Raw genomic sequence first — 19368 nt, 5'->3', positions numbered from 1 at the left:
GCGGTCCGGAGGTCTCGTCGTCGGTCAACCCCGGGGTCAGGCCCGGTCGACCAGCACGCCCGGGTTGAGGACTCCCGCCGGGTCGAGGGCTGACTTCGCGCCACGCAGCGCCGCGGCGTACGGGTCGGGGCGCTGCCGGTCGTACCACGGGCGGTGGTCGCGGCCCACGGCGTGGTGGTGGGTGATCGTGCCCCCGTGCGTGAGGATCGCCTCGCTCACGGCGGCCTTGATCTCGTCCCACTGCGCGACCAGCCCGTCCCACCGACCCGGCGCGTACACGCCGTAGTAGGGCGCCGGCCCGTCGGGATAGACGTGGGTGAACCGGCACGTCACGACCCCGGCGCCGCAGATCGAGCGGAGCGCCTCGGTCGCCGCCAGCGTGACTGCCGCGTGCAGGGCAGGGAAGGCCTGCCAGGTGGTCGCGGTCTCGAACGTCTCCGCGATCACCGAGCGCTGGGCCAGCGCGTCGCGCAGGTACGGCATCCGCAGGAAGGCCGTGCGCCACGCGTCGGCCGGCGCGTCGCGCGATCCCGCGCCGGCCGCGACGTCCGGCGGCGCGTGCGTCCCGCCGTGCGCCAGCCCGATCTCGACCGCGCGACGCAACGCGTCGTCGACCGGGTGGTCGGCCGACTCGAAGCCCAGGACGAGCACGCCTCCCGACACGGAGGTCCCCGCGTTGAGGTACGCCTCGGCGGCGTCGAGCAGCCGGCAGTTCGCCGGGTCGAGCCAGGACTGCGCGATCTCCCGTACGGCCGCGACCGCACGGTCGAAGTCGGTGAACCGCACCGAGGCGCCGGCGCGATGGGTGGGACGCCGTTGCAGCCGCATCCACGCCTCCGTGACGACGCCGAGCGCTCCCTCGGAACCCAGGAAGAGCCGGTCGGGGGACGGCCCGGCCCCCGACCCCGGCAGCCGCCTGCTCTGCACGACGCCGGTCGGCGTGACGACCCGCATCGCCTGGGTGAAGTCGTCGATGTGGGTCCGCACCGTCGCGAAGTGGCCGCCCGCGCGCGTCGCGAGCCAGCCGCCGAGGCTGGAGAACTCGAACGACTGCGGGAAGTGCCGCAGGGTCAGGTCGTACGGCCGCAGCTGCGCCTCGAGGCTCGGCCCGAGGACACCCGCCTGGATCCGGGCCGCCCTGCTCGTCCGATCCACCTCGAGCACCTGGTCCATCCCGGTCAGGTCGATCGAGACGGCGCCGGCGAGGTCGTCGTCGAACCGCGGCTCGACCCCGCCGACGACCGAGCTCCCGCCGCCGTAGGGGATCGCCGCGAGACCGGCGGTCGAGCACCAGTCGAGGAGCTCGACCACGTCGCGCTCCGAGCGCGGACGGGCGACCAGGTCCGGTGCGTTGCGCAGGTCGCCGCGCAGGTTGCGCACGACGTCGCGGAACGCCTTGCCGTGGGTGTGCGCGGCACGCTCGCGAGGGTCGCTGGTGCACAGCGCCTCGAGCGAGCCCGGCGGCGTCACCCGGACCGGGGGCAGCAGCTCGTCGGACGGGGTCGGCGGCTCGTGCGCGGTGAGGTCGTGGCCGGCCGCGAGCGTCGCGACCCGGCGTTCGAGCGCCGAGACCTCCTCGGCGTCGAGTGCCTGCTCCTGAACTCCCCAGCCCCACCAGGACCGTGTCGTCGTCGCGACCACCGGTGCTCCTTCGTCGTCCGGCGCCTCGTTGCGCCGCGCGACGACCCTAACGGCGCGGACCCGCCCCCGTCACCCGTCGAGGCAGCCTGCTCAGGACGAGGTGCCGGGCTGGCTCCGGGCACCGCGGCGCCGGGCGACGATCTGGTCGACCCCCATCCGACCCTGCTCGAAGGTCAGCAGGCCGCCGGCGAGGTACAGCTCCCACACCCGGACGACCTCGTCCCCGACCAGCCGGCGGATCGCGTCCCGGTTCGCCTCGAATCGCCGCTGCCAGGCGCGGACCGTCCAGGCGTAGTGCAGCCCCATCTCCTCGGTGTCGACGACGTCCAGCCCGCCCGCCTCGATCAGGGCGACGGTGTCCGCGAGCGGGCGCATCGTCATGTCGGGCGCGATGAACGACTCGATGAACGGGCCCCCGCCCGGGTGCTTGCCGCGCGGGCGGCTCATCTGCTGGACCAGGACACGGCCGTCCTCGGCGACGTTGCGGCGCAGCGTCTCGACGTAGGCGGGATAGCCGGCGTCGCCCGCGTGCTCACCCATCTCCAGCGACGCCACCGCGTCGTACGGGCCGTCGTCGACGTCACGGTAGTCCTGAAGCCGGATCTCGACCCGGTCCTCGAGGCCGAGCCGGCGGGCCCGCTCGGTGACGTAGGCGTGCTGCTCCGCGGAGATCGTCACGCCGGTCACGCGGGCACCGTAGGTCTGCGCGGCGTACAGGCTGAGCGCGCCCCACCCGCAGCCGACGTCGAGCAGCCTGCGTCCTCCTCGGTCGAGGCCGACCTTGCGGCACACGAGGTCGAGCTTGTCGCGCTGGGCGTCGGCGAGCGAGTACGCCGCGCTCTCCTCGCCGCCGAGGTCGCCGTGGGTCACGTACGCGCTCGAGTAGGTCATCCGATCGTCGAGGATCAGGGCGTAGAAGTCCGTGGTCAGGTCGTAGTGCTGCCGGATCACGTCGCGGTCGCGAGTCCTCGAGTGGAGGCGACCGCGGACCCGGACCTGGCTGGGCGGCGCGGGCGGCGGCGGCCCGAAGGCGCCCTCGCGGATCGCCACCGTCGCCGCGCGCGCCAGGTGGCGTACGGGGGGTCGGCGCGCGCTCAGGCCGCGCTCGCCGACGACGGACCACGCGTGACGCAGGGCGTCGTCCAGGCGGCCGTCGACGTCGATCTCGCCGCGGACGTACGCCTGGGCCGCACCGAGCTCGCCCGGCCGCCAGATCAGCCGGCGCAGCGCGGCGCGGTCCAGCAGACGGACGTGCGGGGCGTCCGCCGGGCCGGCGCTGCTGCCGTCCCAGGCCGTCAGGCGCACGGGGAGCGGTCCGCCCAGCACGGGCTCCAGCGCGTCGGCCAGCCGCGGTGCGACTCCGGTCATCAGCTCTCCTCGTGGTCGGCGGCGAGGACGTGCCGCAGCCCGCTCGCCAGGTCAGGATGCTCGAAGGTGACGCCCCACTCCTGGGCACGCTTGGCCGACGTGCGCTGGCCGGCGAGCGCGAGCTCGTGCGCGCCCTCGCGACCGAGCAGCAGCGCCGGCGCGGCCGCAGGCACGCGCAGCGCGTGCGGCCGGTGCAGGACGCGGCCGAGGACCCGGGCGTACTCCTCGGCGCGGACCGGCTCCGGCGCGCACGCGTTGACGGGACCGTCCAGCCCGTCGGTCAGGGCGACGTGGCCGTACAGACGGACCAGGTCGTCGATCGTGATCCAGCCGAGCCACTGGGAGCCGTCGCCGAGCGGGCCGCCCAGGCCGGTCGCGAAGATCGGCGCCTGGAGCGCGAGCGGCCCCCCAGCGGCCGACTGGACGAGCCCGGTCCGGACGTTGACCACGCGGACTCCCGCGTCGCGCGCCGGAGCGCAGGCGTCCTCCCACGACCGGCAGACGTCGGCGAGGAAACCGGTCCCGGGCGCGTCGTCCTCGTCCAGGATCTCGTCGCCGCGGTCGGGGCCGTACCACCCGACCGCCGAGGCGCTGACCAGCGCGCGCGCTCGGCCGTCGTCGGCGAGGTCCGCGAGCGTGGTCGCGAGCAGCCGGGTGGACCGCACGCGGCTGAAGTAGACCGCCCGCTTGTGCGACTCGGTGAACCGGCCGCCGATCGGCTCGCCGGCGAGGTGGATCACGACGTCGACGTCGCGCAGCTTCTCGGCGTCCACGCGTCCGCGTGCTGGGTCCCAGCGGATCTCGTCGGGCGTGCGCGGCGGGCGACGGACGAGGCGGCGGACCCGGTGGCCGCCGCCCCCGAGCAGGGCGACGAGCTGGCGTCCGACGGTTCCCGAGGCACCGGACACCGCGATGGTCCGCGGGGCGGGGCGCCGGGCATGGAAGTCGAGGTCGGCACGCAGCTGGCGCGCGCGGTAGGAGAACATCCGGTCGAGCTGCCGGTGCAGCGTGGCGTCGAACAGCCGGCCGGGGAGACCGCCGATCCCGAGCGGGGGTGCGGCGTCGATCTCGTCGATGATCTCCGTGATGCCGTCGGGGTCGGCGACCGCCAGCGTGTGCCGGTGCTGCCATGACCCGAGAGGGCCCGACTCCATCTCGTCCTCGAACGAGTGCGGGGGCCGGTAGCCGCGGTGCCGTGCCACCCAGCGCAGCCGGAGAAGTCCCGACGTCGCCGGGACGTTGATGCGCAGGACGGCACGGGAGCCGTCCCGCAGCCCGTCGGAGGGCTCCTGCTCGACCCGGCCGAAGGTCGGCGGCGTGAGGCGTGTCACGGCCCCCGGGCGCTCGTGCCAGGCGAAGACCTCGTCGCGCCGGTGGCCGACGCGGGTGACGTGCGTGTACGTGCTCATGAGCCGACCGCCGTGGCAGAGCGTCGGGGCGGGAGCGGGAAGAATCCGCTGGTCCGCTCGCGGTACTCGGCGAACCCGGGCCGGTCGGCCATCACGCGCTCGGTCATCCGGGCGCCGCTGCCCCAGACCAGCAGGTAGGTCATGATCAGCGGCGAGACGACGGTGAACACCCCGGGCCACTGCGCGGCGGCGACCACGAACACGCCCCACCACACGCAGGCGTCACCGAAGTAGTTCGGGTGCCGGGTCCACGCCCACAGGCCGCGGTCCATGATCATCCCTCGGTGGGCCGGGTCGGCCTTGAACGCGGCGAGCTGCGCGTCCCCGATCGCCTCGAAGGCGATGCCGACCAGGATCAGGGCTGCGCCGATGCCGGCGACCCAGTCGATCGATCCGCCGGAGACCGCGGTGACCTGGAGCGGGAACGAGATCAGCCAGACCAGCGCGCCCTGGAGCGCGAACACGGTGCGCAGCGCGTAGAGGTACGGGTCGCCCGGGGCCTTCGCGAGCAGCTTCTCGTAGCGCGGATCCTCCTTGCCGCCGGCCCGTCGCCCGATGTGCACAGCCAGCCGAACGCCCCACGCGGCGACCAGGACGGCGAGCAGCAGACTGCGGTCGGCGGTGCCGTAGACGAGGGCCAGAGGCAGGCAGACGATCGCGACCGCGACGAACGCGAGCCCCCAGGCGACGTCGACGACCGACACACGTCCGACGCGTCGCGCCACGAGCGCGGTCGCGGCCATCACGACCACGACGGCGGCGAGCGAAGCGCCGCTCACCACCAGCAGGGCGGTCCATTCGAACGTCACGTCGCCTCCTCGAGCTCGTCATCGCGCCTCGATCAAGACTAGACAAACCTTGGACAAATGTCGAACGATGCTCAGCGTCGCGGATCGCGCACGGCCGCCGACAGGCGGTCGAGTGCGGGCCCGATCCGGTGGCCGAGCTGGAGGGCGTCCTCGCCGAGCAGGTCCTGGTGCCGCCCTCCGACCGCCACGACCGGCACGTCGGCGGCCCGGAGGGCGCGCGCCGCCTCGCGGGTCGGCTCGACGTCGTCCTGCGACGGCACCGCGAGCACGGCGGCCCGGGCCCCGTGGTGGCGGGCGGCGGCCTGCCACTCGCCGACGGGAAGATCGCTGCCGAGGTGGACGACGTCGAACCCGCGTCGCCGCGCCGCGGTCGCGAAGGCCAGCATCCCCAGCTCGTGCCTGACTCCGGGCGCCAGGCCGGTCAGCACACGGGGACGCTCGGTGGACGGCGGCGGTTCGGCGCCTGCGGCGTCGAACGCGGCGCTGAGGCGCCGGTGCACAACGCCGGCGACGAGGTGCTCGCCGGCGACGGTGACCGCCCCGACCTCCCACGCGAGGCCCACCCGTTCCAGCTCCGGCAGCAGCCAGCCGTCGAGGACGTGCTCGAACGAGCCTCGGGCGAAGTGCCAGTCGAGGACCTGCGACGCGGCGGCAGCATCGAGGAACCGGGCGGCGTCGACGAGCTCGCCCCCCTCCGGCTGCTCACCCGGAGGGCGGGCCGCGCCCCCCTCGACGAGCGCGTCGCTCCCCGGCACGGCGAGGCTCGGGACGACGTCGCCGACGGTGGGCGCCGCGCGGTCGCCGTCCTGCGCGGCCCGGGCCGGGGAGGCGATCGAGGCGACGGCGTCGGCGGCCTGGCGGGCGGACCACCCTGCGCCGACCAGGGCGTGCATGTGCCGAAGCGCGGCGACGTCCTCGGGGCTGTAGAGGCGGTAGCCACCGCTCGACCGCCGCGGCGACACGACGCCGTAGCGCCGCTCCCAGGCGCGCAGCGTCGCCTCGGGAACGCCGACCAGCGCTGCCGCGTGCTTGATCGTGTACATCCGCCCTCCGTCGCTCCGCCAGCATGCCAGGTCGTTCGCGCGGCGATCTGCGCGGTCCTTGCCCGGGTGCCTATGCTTGGACAAACCTTTGACAAAGTCCGGACCAAACCATACGCTCGACGGCGTCGAATGACCAGCACGACGCACCGAGCGACACCCGTTGCCGGACCGACCAGAAGCCGAATCGACCTGAGGGACGTGCATGACGAGCCAGACCTCCGACGCGCCGAGCGTCGCCGTGATCGGCGCCGGCGTCTCCGGCCTGACCGCTGCGTACGTGCTGCGTCGGACGCACCGCGTGACGCTCTTCGAGGCCGACGACCGCCTCGGCGGGCACGCCCACACGCATGCGGTCGACAACGGCTCCGGCGGCCGGGTGCAGGTGGACAGCGGCTTCATCGTGCACAACGAGCGCACGTACCCGCACTTCCTGCGGCTCGTCGACGAGCTCGGCGTGCGGACCCGCCCCACGGAGATGTCCATGAGCATCACGTGCGACGAGTGCGGATGGTCCTACGCCGGCGGACGCGGCGCCGGCGGGATCCTGGCGCAGCCGCGCCGCGTGCTCGAGCCACGGTTCGTGCGGATGCTGGCCGAGGTCCCGAGGTTCCACCGACGGGCCCGCGCCGTGCTCGCGGACGACGGGGACGAGGAGCTGACCTGGGGGCAGTTCCTCGCCCGCGAGCGCTTCAGCGACGCGTTCGTGCAGCACTTCGCGACGCCGCTCGTCGCGTGCGTCTGGTCCTCGGGCGACGCGGACGCGCTCGGCTACCCGGCGCGTCACCTGTTCGCCTTCCTCGAGCACCACGGCATGCTGACCGTCACCGGGTCACCGACCTGGCGGACCGTCGTCGGAGGCTCGCGCACCTACGTCGACGCGCTCGCCGCGCGGCTCGGTGACGTACGGACCGCGACGCCGGTCACCGCGGTCACCCGTCACCACGACGGGGTCGAGGTCCGGACCGCCGACCAGGCGAGCCACCGGTTCGACCAGGTCGTGGTGGCGGTCCACGCCGACCAGGCCCTGAAGATCCTCAGCGACGCCGACGACGCCGAGCACACCGCGCTCGCGTCGATCACGTACTCGGTGAACCCGACCTGGCTGCACCGCGACACCTCGGTCCTGCCGGACGCGCCGAGGGCGAGGGCCAGCTGGAACCATCGGCTCCGTCGCTGCGGCGGGCAGGAGTCGCAGGTGCTGGTCAGCTACTGGATGAACCGCCTCCAGGGACTCGACGGCGACGACCTCGTCGTCACCTTGAACCCGGCCGGGCGCGTCGCTCGTGACTCCGTGGTCGCTGCCATGGAGTACGCCCACCCCGTCTTCACACCGGCGGCGGTGCGTGCAGCGGGGGTGCTGCGCGCCGCCGGCGGTCCGCGCCTGGCGTTCGCCGGCGCGCACCTGGGGTGGGGCTTCCACGAGGACGGCGCCCGGTCCGGTGTGCTGGCGGCCGAGCAGCTCGGGGGGTCCTGGTGACCGTGAGGGGCCTCGAGCTGCCGGCCGTCGTCCGCGGGCGGGTGTGGCACCGACGGACGGTGCCGCAGCCGTACGCGTTCGCGCACCACCACGAGCAGTGGCTCGTCGACGTCGACCGGCTGGGTCGGATGCCGCGCGGCGTACGGCTGCTCGCGCGCTTCCGCAACCGCGACCACTTCGCCGGCGACCCCGCGGTCGGCCTGCGCGCGGGCGTGGAGCACGCGCTCGCCGGGCAGGGGATCGCGACGGCACCCGACGACCGGGTGCTGATGCTCGCGCACGCGCGACGGCTCGGCCACGTGTTCGACCCGCTCAGCGTGTTCTGGTGCCTGCGGGCCGACGGGACGCTGCGGGCGGTCGTGCTCGAGGTCCACAACACCTACGGCGGACGGCACGCGTACGTCGTGGAGCCGGACGACGCGGGGGCGGCCGAGGTCGACAAGGTCCTCTACGTCTCGCCGTTCAACGACACCGCCGGCCGCTACCAGGTCCGGGTCCGGCTCGACGCGACCGCGGTGGCCGTCGAGATCCGGCTGTGGCGCGACGGCGAGGAGGTCCTGGTCGCCGGGGTCGCCGGCCGCCCCGTACCGGCGACCACCCTCACGGCCGTCCGCACGACCGTGCGGCGCCCGTTCTGGACCTGGCAGGTGAGCGCGCTGATCCGCTGGCACGGCGTCCGTCTGTGGGCGCGGGGCCTGCCGCGCTACGCGCGCACCGCCGCACCCTTCCGAGAGGAGCGAGCATGACGACGACGATCGACGACCCGCGGCAGCTCCCGCACACCGTCGTAACGCGCGGCGGGCTGCGGCGCCGCCTGGCCAGGCCCGTCCTCGCGGCAGCCCTGCGCCGGGTGCCGGTCCGCGTGCGGATGCCGGACGGGACCGAGCTCGGACGCTCCCGGCGCGACGACCCGGCGACGGCGCGACCCGAGATCGAGCTGGTGCGCCCCGACGCGCTGTTCGACCGGATCGCCGACAACCCCAAGATCGGGATCGGTGAGGGCTACACGGCCGGCGACTGGCGCGTCGCCGACGGCACCGATCTCGCAGACGCCCTGCTCCCGTTCGCGGAGCGGGTGACCACGGCGGTCCCGCCGGCCCTGCGCCGGCTGCGCCGCCTGGTCGATCGGCGGCTCCCTCGGGCGCAACGGGGGACGCCCGAGGGAGCCCGCCGCAACATCGAGGCGCACTACGACCTGAGCAACGCGTTGTTCGCCGCGTTCCTCGACAGCACGATGACCTACAGCAGCGCGCTGTTCGACCGGGAGATCCCGCTCGCGGACCAGTCGCTCGCCGGTGCGCAGCGTCGCAAGCTGGACGCGGTGCTCGACCGTGCCGGGGTCGGGGCCGGGACGCGCGTGCTCGAGATCGGCACCGGGTGGGGCTCCTTGGCGCTGCGCGCAGCGGAGCGCGGCGCGACGGTGACCACCCACACCCTCTCGGTCGAGCAGGCCGCGGCGGCTCGCGAGCGGTTCGAGGCCGCCGGCGTCGCCGACCGGGTCGACGTACGGGTCGAGGACTACCGCAGCGCGGAGGGCCACTACGACGCGATCGTCTCGATCGAGATGATCGAGGCGGTCGGCGAGGAGTTCTGGCCGGTCTACTTCGAGACCCTCGACCGGTGCCTCGCGCCCGGCGGCCGCGTCGTCGTGCAGGCGATCCTGATGGACGACGACCGGCTCGTGGCGACCCGCGACTCCTTCGGCTGGATCCAGAAGCACATCTTCCCCGGCGGGCTGATCCCGTCGCTGCCGGCGATCGACCGGGCGCTCGGCACGACCAGCCTGCGGGTCAGCGAGGTGCACGCGTTCGGGCCGGACTACGCCGAGACCCTGCGACGGTGGCGGAGCCGCTTCGCCGCGGCCTGGCCGCACATCCGTGACCTGGGGTTCGACGAGGCCTTCCGGAGGACGTGGGAGTTCTACCTCGCGTACTGCGAGGCCGGGTTCGCCGCCGGCTACCTCGACGTCGCCCAGATCCGGCTCGAGCGGGCGGCGTGAAGTCCGCGTCCGTGGTCTGGTTCCGGCGCGACCTCCGTCTCGCCGACCACCCGGCCCTGCTCGCGGCCCGCGACGAGGCCGACGAGGTGGTCGCGCTCGTGGTGCTCGACCCGAGGCTGCTGGCTCGCCCGACCGCACGCCGCGACCGGTGGCTCGCCTCCGTCGCAGCGCTGCGCGACGCCTGCGGCGGCGCGCTGGTCGTCCGGGAGGGCGATCCCGCGACGGTGGTGCCGGCGGTGGCCGCAGAGGTCGGCTCCGAGCACGTGCACGTCACCGGGGAGTCCACACCGTACGGCCGCCGCCGCGACGACGCCGTGCGCGACGCGCTTCGGGCCGAGAGCCGCGACCTCGTGGTCACCGGCTCGCCGTACGCCGTCGGGCCCGGGCGGGTCACGACGCAGGCGGGGACCCCGGCGCGGGTCTTCTCGGCCTACGCCCGCGCGTGGCGCGAGCACGGGTGGCCGGCGCCCGCGACATCGCCGCGCAAGGTCCGGTGGCGGCGCGGGCTCGCGTCCGACCCGCTGCCTCGGCCGTCGACGGACGTCGGCGAGGTGGGGGAGCGCGCGGCGCTGCGCCGGTGGCACGCGTTCCGCGACGAGCGTCTCGCCGACTACGCCGACCAGCGCGACCGCCCGGACCTGGACACGACCAGCCGGCTGTCGATCCCGCTGAAGTACGGCGAGATCCATCCCCGGACGCTCCTCGCCGACCTCGCCGACGTCTCGCGCGGCGGGGCTGCCGAGGCGACGCGACGGTTCACCGACGAGCTCGCCTGGCGGGAGTTCTACGCCGACGTCCTCCACCACCACCCGCGGTCGGCCTGGTCGGACCTGCGCGACGACCTGCCGCTGGACTACGTCGGGGAGGGCGGCGACGCGCTGGAGGCCTGGCGGGCCGGGCGGACGGGCTTCCCGTTCGTGGATGCCGGGATGCGACAGCTGCGGGCCGAGGGCTGGATGCACAACCGGGTCCGGATGGTGACCGCGAGCTTCCTGGTCAAGGACCTGCACGTCTGGTGGCCCCACGGCGCACGCCACTTCCTCGACCTCCTGCTCGACGGCGACGTCGCGTCGAACAACCACGGCTGGCAGTGGGTCGCCGGCACCGGGACGGACGCGGCCCCGTACGTCCGGGTCTTCAACCCCGTGCTCCAGGGCCGACGGTTCGACCCCGACGGGGAGTACGTCCGCCGCTGGGTGCCGGAGCTGCGGGACCTGCCGGGAGCGAGCGTGCACGAGCCGTGGCGCGTTCCCGAGGCGGCGAGCGACTACCCGGAGCCGATCGTCGACCACGACACCGAGCGGCGCGAGGCGCTGGCGCGGTTCGCCGTCGCCCGTGACCGCACGGCCGCGCGCACCTGACGGCTACCGCCGTGGCCGCGACCGGCGTAGCGTGCCGAGCATGTGCCGCAACATCCGTACCCTCCACAACTTCGAGCCGTCCGCGACCGACGACGAGGTCGACGCCGCCGCGCTCCAGTACGTGCGCAAGGTCAGCGGGATGAACAAGCCGTCCCAGGCCAACGCCGAGGTCTTCGACCGGGCCGTCGCCGAGATCGCGCACATCACCCGCCACCTGCTCGACGATCTCGTGACGAGCGCGCCGCCGAAGGACCGTGAGGTCGAGGCCGCGAAGGCGCGTGCCCGGGCCGAGAAGCGCTACGGCCGGCTCGCCGGCTGAGCGCGCACCCGGGTCAGGCCTGCGGCTCGGACGAGGACCGCAGGAATCGCAGGGTCCGCCGCATGGACTGCGGCCACTGCGGCCCGAACGCGTGCTCCTCGCCCTCGTAGGTCCGCAGCCGGGCGTCGACGCCGGCGTTCGTCAGCGCGCGCGTGGTCCGGACGGACCAGCGGTACGGGCAGGAGTCGTCGGACGTGCCGTGGTGCAGGAGCACCGGCTCCGTGATCCGGTCGACGTAGGTCCGGGACGAGATCTGCCGCCAGAACGTCGGGTTCTGCTCGGGCAGACCGAACCGCCGCTCGATCCGGCTGACGCTCTCGGGCCGCTCCGGACGGGTCCAGCGCTCGAAGTTGTCGACGGCGTCCGAGCTGACCGACGCGAAGACCACGGCGGCGTCGACCAGGCCGGGCTGGGTGACGAGTGCGTTGAGGACGACGCCACCGCCCATCGAGCGGCCGAGCAGGCTCACCCGCGCGCCGTCGAGGCGGCGCATCGACGACCGTCGTACCGCGTGCACGGCGTTGATCACGTCGACGGTGTAGCCGAGGCGCAGCTCGCGGTCGAGCGGGCCCGTGTCGTCGGAGGCGGCGTGACCGCGGTAGTCCGTGTGGAGCACGGCGAAGCCGCGCCGCGCCAGCCAGTCCTGCTCGCGCATCAGGCCCTGGCCGCGGACGTAGATCGCCGGGTCGATGTAGCCGTGCGCCATCACCACGACCGGGTACGGGCCTCTCCCGGTCGGGACGTTGAGGATCCCGGAGATCCACAGGTCGTCGCTGCGGTAGCGCACGGCGTAGCGGGTGTAGTCGTCGGTGCGGACCAGGACGCCGGTGCGCTGCAGCCGGCGCCCGTCGTACGACCGGGCCATCAACGTCGGCAGCGAGACCCGGCTCTCGGCCGTCGGCACGGACGGTGCGGGCGACACGCTCGGGGTGGTCGACGGGCTCGCGCTCGGTGCGGGGGTCGTGGGGGACGTCGTACGGGTTGGCTCGCTCGGCGTCGGCGACCCGTCGGACGACCCGGCATCGTCGGTCGCGGCCGAGCACGCCGCCGTGGCCGCGAGGGCCACGGCGGACAGGAGGGCGACGACCGGACGACGCACGGCTTCGCTCAGCCCGGGCTCACCCGGCGACGGTGACGCCGGTGGAGTGGTTCGGGCAGTAGCCGAACGGGTTCTTCACCAGGTACTGCTGGTGGTAGTCCTCGGCGTACCAGTAGTCGCCCAGCGGGGTGATCACGGTGGTGATCTCGCCGTAGCCGTGCGCGCTCATCCGCGTCTGGTACGCAGCGCGCGACGCCTCGGCCCGCTCGGCCTGCTCGTCGGTGGTGGTGAGGATGATCGAGCGGTACTGGGTGCCGCGGTCGTTGCCCTGGCGCATCCCCTGCGTCGGGTCGTGGTTCTCCCAGAACACCCTCAGCAGGTCGTCGTAGGAGACCTGCTTCGGGTCGTAGACCACCCGGACGACCTCGGCGTGCCCGGTGCGGCCGGAGCAGACCTCCTCGTAGGTCGGGTTGCGGGTGTATCCGCCGGCGTAGCCGACCGAGGTCGACCAGACGCCCGGGACCTGCCAGAACGTCTGCTCCTCACCCCAGAAGCAGCCGAGACCGAACACGGCGACCTCGTACCCCTCGGGCGGGTCGGTGACCACCGGGTTGCCGAGGACGAGGTGCTCACCTCCGACCGAGAACGGCCGCTCCGTGCGGCCCGGCAGAGCCTGCTCGGGTGAGATGAGGTGGGACTTGAACGAGAACATGGGGCTCCTTCCTCCCTGTGATCATCTCAACCACGCGGGAGTCCTGGCTGTTCCCGCGGACCCGCTCATCCGGGCGGAGCGCCTGGCTCGTCCATCACCAGCACCGCCGCACCGTCGAACCGCCCGGCCCGCAGGTCCCGCAACGCGTCGACGGCGCGCTCGAACGGGTACGGGTGCGTGGTCGCGCGCACGTGCGACGCGGCGGCGATCCTGAGCAGCGCGTGCCCGTCGGCGCGGGTGTTCGCGGTGACGGTGCGGATCTCGCGCTCGTAGAACAGGTCGCGCTCGTAGCCCAGCGGCGGCACGTCGCTGAGGTGGATCCCGGCGATCGCCAGCACGCCGCCGCGGTCCAGCGCCTGGAGCGCGGTCGGGACCAGCTCACCGACGGGCGCGAACAGGATGGCGGCGTCCAGCGGCTCCGGCGGCGGGTCGTACGCCCCCTGCGCCGACTCCGCGCCGAGGTGGAGCGCGAGCCGCTGCGCGTCCTCGCCACGGGTCATCACGTGCACCCGTGCGCCCTCGGCGATCGCGACCTGCGCCGTCAGGTGCGCGCTGCCCCCGAAGCCGTACAGCCCGAGCCGGCCGCGCAGCGGGAGCCCGCTACGACGCAGCGCCCGGTAGCCGATGATCCCGGCGCACAGCAGCGGAGCGAGCTCGACGTCGCTGGGGCCCTCGGGAAGGTGGTACGCGAAGTCCGCCGGGACGGCGGTGAGCTCGGCGTACCCGCCGTCGGCGTCCCACCCCGTGAACGAGGCCTTCGGGCACAGGTTCTCCATCCCCCGGACGCACCACCGGCACCGTCCGCAGGTGGACCGGAGCCACGCGACACCGACCCGGTCGCCGACCTGCCAGCCGCGGACACCCGGCCCGACGCGCTCGACCCGACCGACCACCTCGTGCCCGGGGACGACGTTCTCGCGGTGCGTGGGCAGGTCGCCCTCGATCACGTGCAGGTCCGTGCGACACACACCGCAGGCCGCCACCCGCACCAGCAGGTGGCCGGCACCGGCGACGGGGTCGGGGATCTCGACGAGCTCGATCGGCGGCGGGTCTCGCTCGATCGGCGGCGGGTCTTGCTCGATCGGCGACCCCTCGCCGGTCGAGGCACCCTCGCCGGTCGAGGCACCCTCGCCGGTCGAGGCTGTCGAGACCACGCGCCATGCCCGCACCCGATCAGTGTGAGCGCGATCGAGCGTTCGCGCACCGTTCATGCCGTGCTCGCACGCCCGCCGCGCTGACGCCACCACCGACCGATGGGCTCGAGGGCCATGAAGACACTTCGTCAGACCGTCCTCGTCGGCGTCGCGGCGCTGCTCACCGGCGCCATGCTCGCCGCCACCGCCCCGACCGCCTCCGCACTCGAGACCGCCCGCGACCACGGTCGCGACTCGGGCCACCCCAAGGGCCACGGGAAGGACCACGACCGCGGCCACCCGAAGGGCAAGGGCCACGCGAGCGAGCCGTACGTGATCGCGCACCGCGGCGCCTCCGGCTACCGCCCCGAGCACACCCTCGCCGCCTACCGGCTCGCGATCCGCCAGGGCGCCGACGTGATCGAGCCCGACCTGGTCATCACCCGCGACGGCGTCCTCGTCGCGCGCCACGAGAACGAGATCGGCGGCACCACCGACGTCGCCGACCACCCCGAGTTCGCCGATCGGCGGACCACGAAGACGATCGACGGCCGAGCGATCAGCGGCTGGTTCACCGAGGACTTCACCCTCGCCGAGCTGAAGACGCTGCGTGCCAAGGAGCGCCTCCCGCAGGTCCGGCCGGCGAACACCGTCTACGACGGTCGGTACGAGGTCCCGACGCTGGCCGAGGTGATCGATCTCGCGGCGCGGGCGAGCCGTCGCACCGGCCGCACGATCGAGGTGGTGCCGGAGACGAAGCACCCGACCTACTTCGCCTCGATCGGCCTCGATCTCTCCGACCCGCTGGTGCGGCTGCTGCGCCAGCGCAACCTCGACGGCCGCCGCTCGCCGGTCACGATCCAGTCGTTCGAGGTGGGCAACCTCGCCGACCTGAGCCGACGGGTCCGCAACCCGTTGGCGCTCAACGTGAGCGCCAGCGGCCAGCCGTACGACTACACGGTGGCCGGCAACCCCACGACGTACGCCGACCTGGTGAAGCCCGCCGGTCTGAAGAAGCTGTCGCGGTTCATCGACATCGTCAGTGCCGAGAAGAACGTGCTGATCCCTCGGGACGCGAACGGCTACCTGACCGAGCCGACCGACGTGATCGACGACGCGCACCGCTTCGGCCTGGAGGTCGTCTCCTGGACCTTCCGGGCGGAGAACCAGTTCCTGGCCGCCGACTTCCGCATCGGCACGGACCCGAACGCGATCGGCGACCTCGAGGGCGAGGTCACCACGTTCCTGCGCGCGGGCATCGACGGGCTGTTCTCCGACCACCCCGACATCGCGGTGGCGGCGCGTGACTCCGTGGTGGCCCGCTGAGCGGCCCCCTGAGCGAACTGTCGCGTTCCGGATACGCTCGCGGAGTGACTGACTACGGCTTCGAGACGCGTGCGATCCATGCGGGGCAGGAGCCCGACCCCCGGACGGGGGCGGTGGTCCCCGCGATCTACGCGACCAGCACCTACAAGCAGGACGGGGTCGGCGGTCTGCGCGAGGGGTACGAGTACTCGCGCAGCGCCAACCCCACCCGGACCGCCCTCGAGGAGTGCCTCGCCTCCCTCGAGGGCGGTCCGGCCGCGCTCGCGTTCGCCAGCGGCCTGGCCGCCGAGGACACGCTCCTGCGCGCACTGACCTCGCCGGGTGACCACGTGGTCATCCCCGACGACGCGTACGGCGGCACGTTCCGGCTGTTCGACAAGGTCGAGACGCGGTGGGGTCTGGCCTACGACGCGGCCGCGGTCGCCGACGTCGACGCGGTCCGCGCCGCGATCCGCCCGGGCAGCACGAAGATCGTCTGGGTCGAGACGCCGACGAACCCGCTGCTCGGGATCGCCGACATCGCCGCGCTGGCCGAGGTCGCGCACGAGGCCGGCGCTCTGCTCGTCGTCGACAACACGTTCGCCTCGCCGTACCTCCAGCAGCCGCTCGCCCTCGGCGCGGACGTCGTCGTGCACTCGACGACGAAGTACGCCGGCGGGCACTCCGACGTCGTCGGCGGCGCGCTGGTCGTCGGTGACGAGGCGCTCGAGGAGCCGCTGCGGTTCCACCAGAACGCGATGGGTGCGGTCGCGGGCCCGTTCGACGCGTGGCTCGTGCTGCGCGGTCTGAAGACCCTCGGGATCCGGATGGAGCGCCACTGCGACAACGCCGAGGCGGTCGTCGCGTTCCTGCAGGGCCGACCCGAGGTGGCCGAGGTGATCTACCCGGGTCTGGTCGAGCATCCCGGCCACGCGGTCGCCGCCCGCCAGATGCGCCGCTTCGGCGGGATGGTGTCGTTCCGGATGACCGCCGGTGAGCAGGCCGCGCTCGGCGTCGTGGAGCACACCGAGCTCTTCACGCTCGCCGAGTCCCTCGGCGGCGTCGAGTCGTTGATCGAGCACCCCGGCCGGATGACGCACGCGTCGGCCGCCGGGTCGCCCCTGGAGGTGCCCTCCGACCTGATCCGGGTCAGCGTGGGGATCGAGACCGGGGACGACCTCGTCGCGGACCTCGAGCGGGCCTTCGAGCGGTACGCCCGGGGCTGACGTGGCCGGACCGACCGAGCCGCGTGACGTGGACCGCGACGTTCCGTACGGGATCCGTCTGGGTGCCGCCTGGTCGTGGCGGCTGATCGTGATCGCCGTCGTCGCCTACGGCGTCTTCCTGGTCCTCGGCTACTTCTCCGAGATCACCGTGCCGATCGCGATCGCCGTGCTGATCACCGCCCTGGCGGTCCCGGCGGTCGACGCGCTGGAGCGGCTCCGCGTGCCCAGGCTCGCCGGGGCCCTCGCGGTCGTGCTGGGTGGGATCGCCCTGGTCGCGGGGATGCTCACGCTGATCGGCCAGCAGGTCGCCACCCAGTTCGACGACCTGCGGGACCAGCTGATCGTCGGCATCGACGAGATCCAGGACTGGGCCCGGACCGGACCGCTGGGCCTGTCCGACGACCAGCTCTCCGGCTGGCTCGACGACGTCACCCAGGCGCTCCAGGACGCCGGCTCGACCGACCTCGTCAGCCGGGTCACCGCTGTCGGCACGACGGTCACCCACTTCGTCGCCGGGCTCTTCATCGCGCTGTTCGCCACCTACTTCTTCCTCTACCAGGGCAAGCGGATCTGGGGGTGGGTCACCCGCCTGGTCCCGCAGGCCGCGCGGGAGCGGGTCGACTCGTCCGGACGCGTCGCGTGGACGACGCTGACCGGATTCGTCCGCGCGACGGTGCTGGTCGCCCTCGTCGACGCGATCGGCATCGCGCTGGTCGCCGTCGTGCTCAACGTCCCGCTCGCCCTCGCGATCGCGACCCTCGTCTTCCTCGGTGCCTTCATCCCGATCATCGGCGCGTTCCTGTCGGGGCTGGTCGCCGTGATGGTCGCGCTCGTGGCCCAGGGGCCCTGGGTGGCCGTGCTGATGCTGATCGGCGTGATCGCGGTCCAGCAGCTCGAGTCCCACGTCCTGCAGCCGTTCCTGATGGGCGCGTTCGTCGCGGTCCACCCGCTGGCGATCATCGCCGCGATCGCGGCCGGCGCGACCCTCGCGGGGATCGTCGGTGCCCTGCTCGCGGTGCCGACCGTCGCCTGCGTGAACTCGGTCGTACGGCACCTCGCGCCGGGCTGGGCGGCGTACCGACAACCCCACGGGCCACCAGGGTCCGGCGCGCCGCCGGCCGCCGACTCGGACAGCCCGCTCGCGGACTCGCCCGGCCCCGCCGACCGCGGCGACCGTCCGGGCGGCGGTCGCACGCCCGAGGCCGACCACGACGGCCGGCGCGATCAGCCCGACGAGGAGAATCCGTGACCGTCACCCTCGCCGAGGTCAGGGCCGCGGAGGCGATGCTCGCCGGCATCGCGTCGCGGACGCCGGTCCAGGGATCGCGGCCGCTGTCGGACCTGCTGGGCCGTCGCGTCGTGCTCAAGTGCGAGAACCTCCAGCGCGCCGGGTCGTTCAAGATCCGCGGCGCGTACGTCCGGATCGCGCGGCTGCGACCCGAGGAACGGGCGCGCGGCGTCGTCGCGGCGAGTGCCGGCAACCACGCGCAGGGCGTCGCGCTCGCGGCCTCGCTCGTCGGGACGCGAGCCAAGGTCTACATGCCCGAGGGCGCTCCGCTGCCGAAGCTCGAGGCGACCCTCGCGTACGGTGCGGAGGTCGAGACCGCCGGCACGAGCGTCGAGAGTGCGCTCGAGGCGGCCCACGCGTACGCGGAGCGGACCGGTGCCGTGCTGATCCACCCGTTCGACCACCCCGACGTGGTCGCCGGCCAGGGGACCCTGGGGCTGGAGATCCTCGAGCAGGTGCCCGAGGCGACGACGATCGTCGTCCCGGTCGGTGGTGGCGGGCTGGTCGCCGGGATCGCGCTCGCGGCCCGCGCGGTGCGCCCGGACGTCCGGGTCGTGGGGGTCCAGGCCGAGCACGTCGCCGCGTACCCGCCGTCGCTCGCTCAGGGCACCCCGACCTCCGTGGAGGGTCGGCGGACGATGGCTGACGGGATCGCGGTCTCGCGCCCCGGTGACGTCCCGTTCGAACAGGTGGCGCGCTGGGTCGACGACGTCGTCACCGTGGGCGAGGAGTCGCTGAGCCGTGCGCTGCTGATGATGCTCGAGCGGGCCAAGCAGGTCGTGGAACCGGCCGGTGCCGCCGCGGTCGCCGCGCTGATGGAGCATCCCGGACAGTTCGCAGGAGAGGGTCCGCTGGTCGCCGTGCTGAGCGGCGGCAACATCGATCCGCTGCTGCTCATGCGGGTCGTCCGCCACGGGCTGGCGGCCGCGGGGCGGTTCCTGTCGTTCTCCGCGCGGATCCCGGACCGACCCGGTGCGCTCGAAGAGCTGCTGCGCGTCCTGGCGCAGATGGAGGTCAACGTCCTCGACGTCGTCCACGAGCGCACCTCGGCGACGCTCGGGGTCGACGAGGTCGAGGTCGCGCTCAGCGTCGAGGCGCGAGGGCCCGAGCACCGCGCGCGGGTCGAGGAGGCCCTGCGGACCCGCGGGTACGTCCTCCACTACCGCTGAGCCCCTCCGGCCGGACCACGTGGGGTCGGCGGGAGGGGCTCGGGCCGTGCGAGCGCGCGGGGCCGGATCG

17 protein-coding genes are annotated in these 19368 nt (G+C 73.9%); 9 read left to right on the top strand and 8 right to left on the bottom strand.

What is annotated here, in order from left to right; genetic code table 11:
* Nucleotides 1–36: 36 nt before the first annotated feature.
* From CLV56_RS05145 to CLV56_RS21340, 5 genes are all read right to left on the bottom strand, one after another.
* On the bottom strand, nt 37–1641 hold the full coding sequence (locus CLV56_RS05145; RefSeq protein ID WP_039349405.1) for an FAD-binding oxidoreductase: 1605 nt from the start codon (nt 1639–1641) through the stop codon (nt 37–39).
* A 90-nt stretch (nt 1642–1731) separates the two neighbouring features.
* Entirely contained in the window at nt 1732–3009 is a 1278-nt protein-coding gene (locus CLV56_RS05140) for an SAM-dependent methyltransferase (protein WP_100414490.1), read from the bottom strand.
* Nucleotides 3009–4418 carry a TIGR01777 family oxidoreductase gene (locus CLV56_RS05135; protein ID WP_039349402.1) on the bottom strand — a complete coding sequence of 470 codons (1410 nt, stop codon included), beginning with the start codon at nt 4416–4418 and terminating at the stop codon, nt 3009–3011. Before CLV56_RS05135 ends, CLV56_RS05140 begins: the two co-directional genes overlap by 1 nt.
* Nucleotides 4415–5227 carry a DUF1295 domain-containing protein gene (locus CLV56_RS05130; protein WP_039349398.1) on the bottom strand — a complete coding sequence of 271 codons (813 nt, stop codon included), beginning with the start codon at nt 5225–5227 and terminating at the stop codon, nt 4415–4417. The genes CLV56_RS05135 and CLV56_RS05130 overlap by 4 nt, the downstream gene beginning before the upstream one ends.
* Nucleotides 5228–5298: 71 nt before the next feature.
* Nucleotides 5299–6270 (bottom strand): MerR family transcriptional regulator, encoded by a 972-nt coding sequence (locus CLV56_RS21340; protein ID WP_039349395.1) that lies wholly within the window; start codon nt 6268–6270, stop codon nt 5299–5301.
* A gap of 202 nt (nt 6271–6472) precedes the next feature.
* Between CLV56_RS21340 and CLV56_RS05120 the strand changes: the two genes are divergently transcribed.
* Genes CLV56_RS05120 through CLV56_RS05100 form a run of 5 tightly spaced genes read left to right on the top strand, consistent with a single transcriptional unit; the run spans nt 6473 to nt 11426 of the window.
* Nucleotides 6473–7747 (top strand): NAD(P)/FAD-dependent oxidoreductase, encoded by a 1275-nt coding sequence (locus CLV56_RS05120; RefSeq protein WP_039349392.1) that lies wholly within the window; start codon nt 6473–6475, stop codon nt 7745–7747.
* Nucleotides 7744–8493 carry a DUF1365 domain-containing protein gene (locus tag CLV56_RS05115; protein ID WP_039349389.1) on the top strand — a complete coding sequence of 250 codons (750 nt, stop codon included), beginning with the start codon at nt 7744–7746 and terminating at the stop codon, nt 8491–8493. The genes CLV56_RS05120 and CLV56_RS05115 overlap by 4 nt, the downstream gene beginning before the upstream one ends.
* A complete protein-coding gene (locus CLV56_RS05110) occupies nt 8490–9746 on the top strand; it encodes an SAM-dependent methyltransferase (protein ID WP_100414489.1) in 1257 nt (418 codons plus the stop codon). Before CLV56_RS05115 ends, CLV56_RS05110 begins: the two co-directional genes overlap by 4 nt.
* Nucleotides 9743–11107 carry a cryptochrome/photolyase family protein gene (locus tag CLV56_RS05105; RefSeq protein ID WP_039362553.1) on the top strand — a complete coding sequence of 455 codons (1365 nt, stop codon included), beginning with the start codon at nt 9743–9745 and terminating at the stop codon, nt 11105–11107. Before CLV56_RS05110 ends, CLV56_RS05105 begins: the two co-directional genes overlap by 4 nt.
* A 40-nt stretch (nt 11108–11147) precedes the next feature.
* Entirely contained in the window at nt 11148–11426 is a 279-nt protein-coding gene (locus CLV56_RS05100) for a DUF2277 domain-containing protein (RefSeq protein WP_039362591.1), read from the top strand.
* A 13-nt stretch (nt 11427–11439) separates the two neighbouring features.
* Here the strand turns inward: CLV56_RS05100 and CLV56_RS05095 are convergent, their stop codons facing one another.
* The 3 genes from CLV56_RS05095 to CLV56_RS05085 all read right to left on the bottom strand — a co-directional run bounded on the left by CLV56_RS05095 (nt 11440) and on the right by CLV56_RS05085 (nt 14346).
* Nucleotides 11440–12525 (bottom strand): alpha/beta hydrolase family protein, encoded by a 1086-nt coding sequence (locus CLV56_RS05095; protein ID WP_245857623.1) that lies wholly within the window; start codon nt 12523–12525, stop codon nt 11440–11442.
* Nucleotides 12526–12544: 19 nt separating this feature from the next.
* On the bottom strand, nt 12545–13177 hold the full coding sequence (msrA, locus tag CLV56_RS05090) for a peptide-methionine (S)-S-oxide reductase MsrA (RefSeq protein WP_039362556.1): 633 nt from the start codon (nt 13175–13177) through the stop codon (nt 12545–12547).
* 65 nt (nt 13178–13242) lie between these two features.
* Nucleotides 13243–14346, bottom strand: coding sequence for a zinc-binding alcohol dehydrogenase family protein (locus tag CLV56_RS05085; RefSeq protein ID WP_245857620.1), 1104 nt, complete (start codon nt 14344–14346; stop codon nt 13243–13245).
* A 99-nt stretch (nt 14347–14445) separates the two neighbouring features.
* Here CLV56_RS05085 and CLV56_RS05080 point away from each other — a divergent pair, with 99 nt between their 5' ends.
* Genes CLV56_RS05080 through ilvA form a run of 4 tightly spaced genes read left to right on the top strand, consistent with a single transcriptional unit; the run spans nt 14446 to nt 19298 of the window.
* Nucleotides 14446–15636, top strand: a complete 1191-nt coding sequence (locus tag CLV56_RS05080; protein WP_039362559.1) for a glycerophosphodiester phosphodiesterase — start codon at nt 14446–14448, stop codon at nt 15634–15636.
* Nucleotides 15637–15680: 44 nt separating this feature from the next.
* Entirely contained in the window at nt 15681–16841 is a 1161-nt protein-coding gene (locus tag CLV56_RS05075) for a cystathionine gamma-synthase (protein WP_039362562.1), read from the top strand.
* Nucleotide 16842: 1 nt separating this feature from the next.
* Nucleotides 16843–18090: an AI-2E family transporter gene (locus tag CLV56_RS05070; RefSeq protein ID WP_245857618.1), complete on the top strand. Its 1248-nt coding sequence runs from the start codon at nt 16843–16845 to the stop codon at nt 18088–18090.
* On the top strand, nt 18087–19298 hold the full coding sequence (gene ilvA, locus CLV56_RS05065) for a threonine ammonia-lyase (protein ID WP_039362564.1): 1212 nt from the start codon (nt 18087–18089) through the stop codon (nt 19296–19298). Before CLV56_RS05070 ends, ilvA begins: the two co-directional genes overlap by 4 nt.
* Nucleotides 19299–19368 lie beyond the last annotated feature (70 nt).

This window comes from Mumia flava, assembly GCF_002797495.1.
Lineage (GTDB): Bacteria > Actinomycetota > Actinomycetes > Propionibacteriales > Nocardioidaceae > Mumia > Mumia flava.
This window is presented reverse-complemented; position numbering and strand designations above follow the sequence as displayed.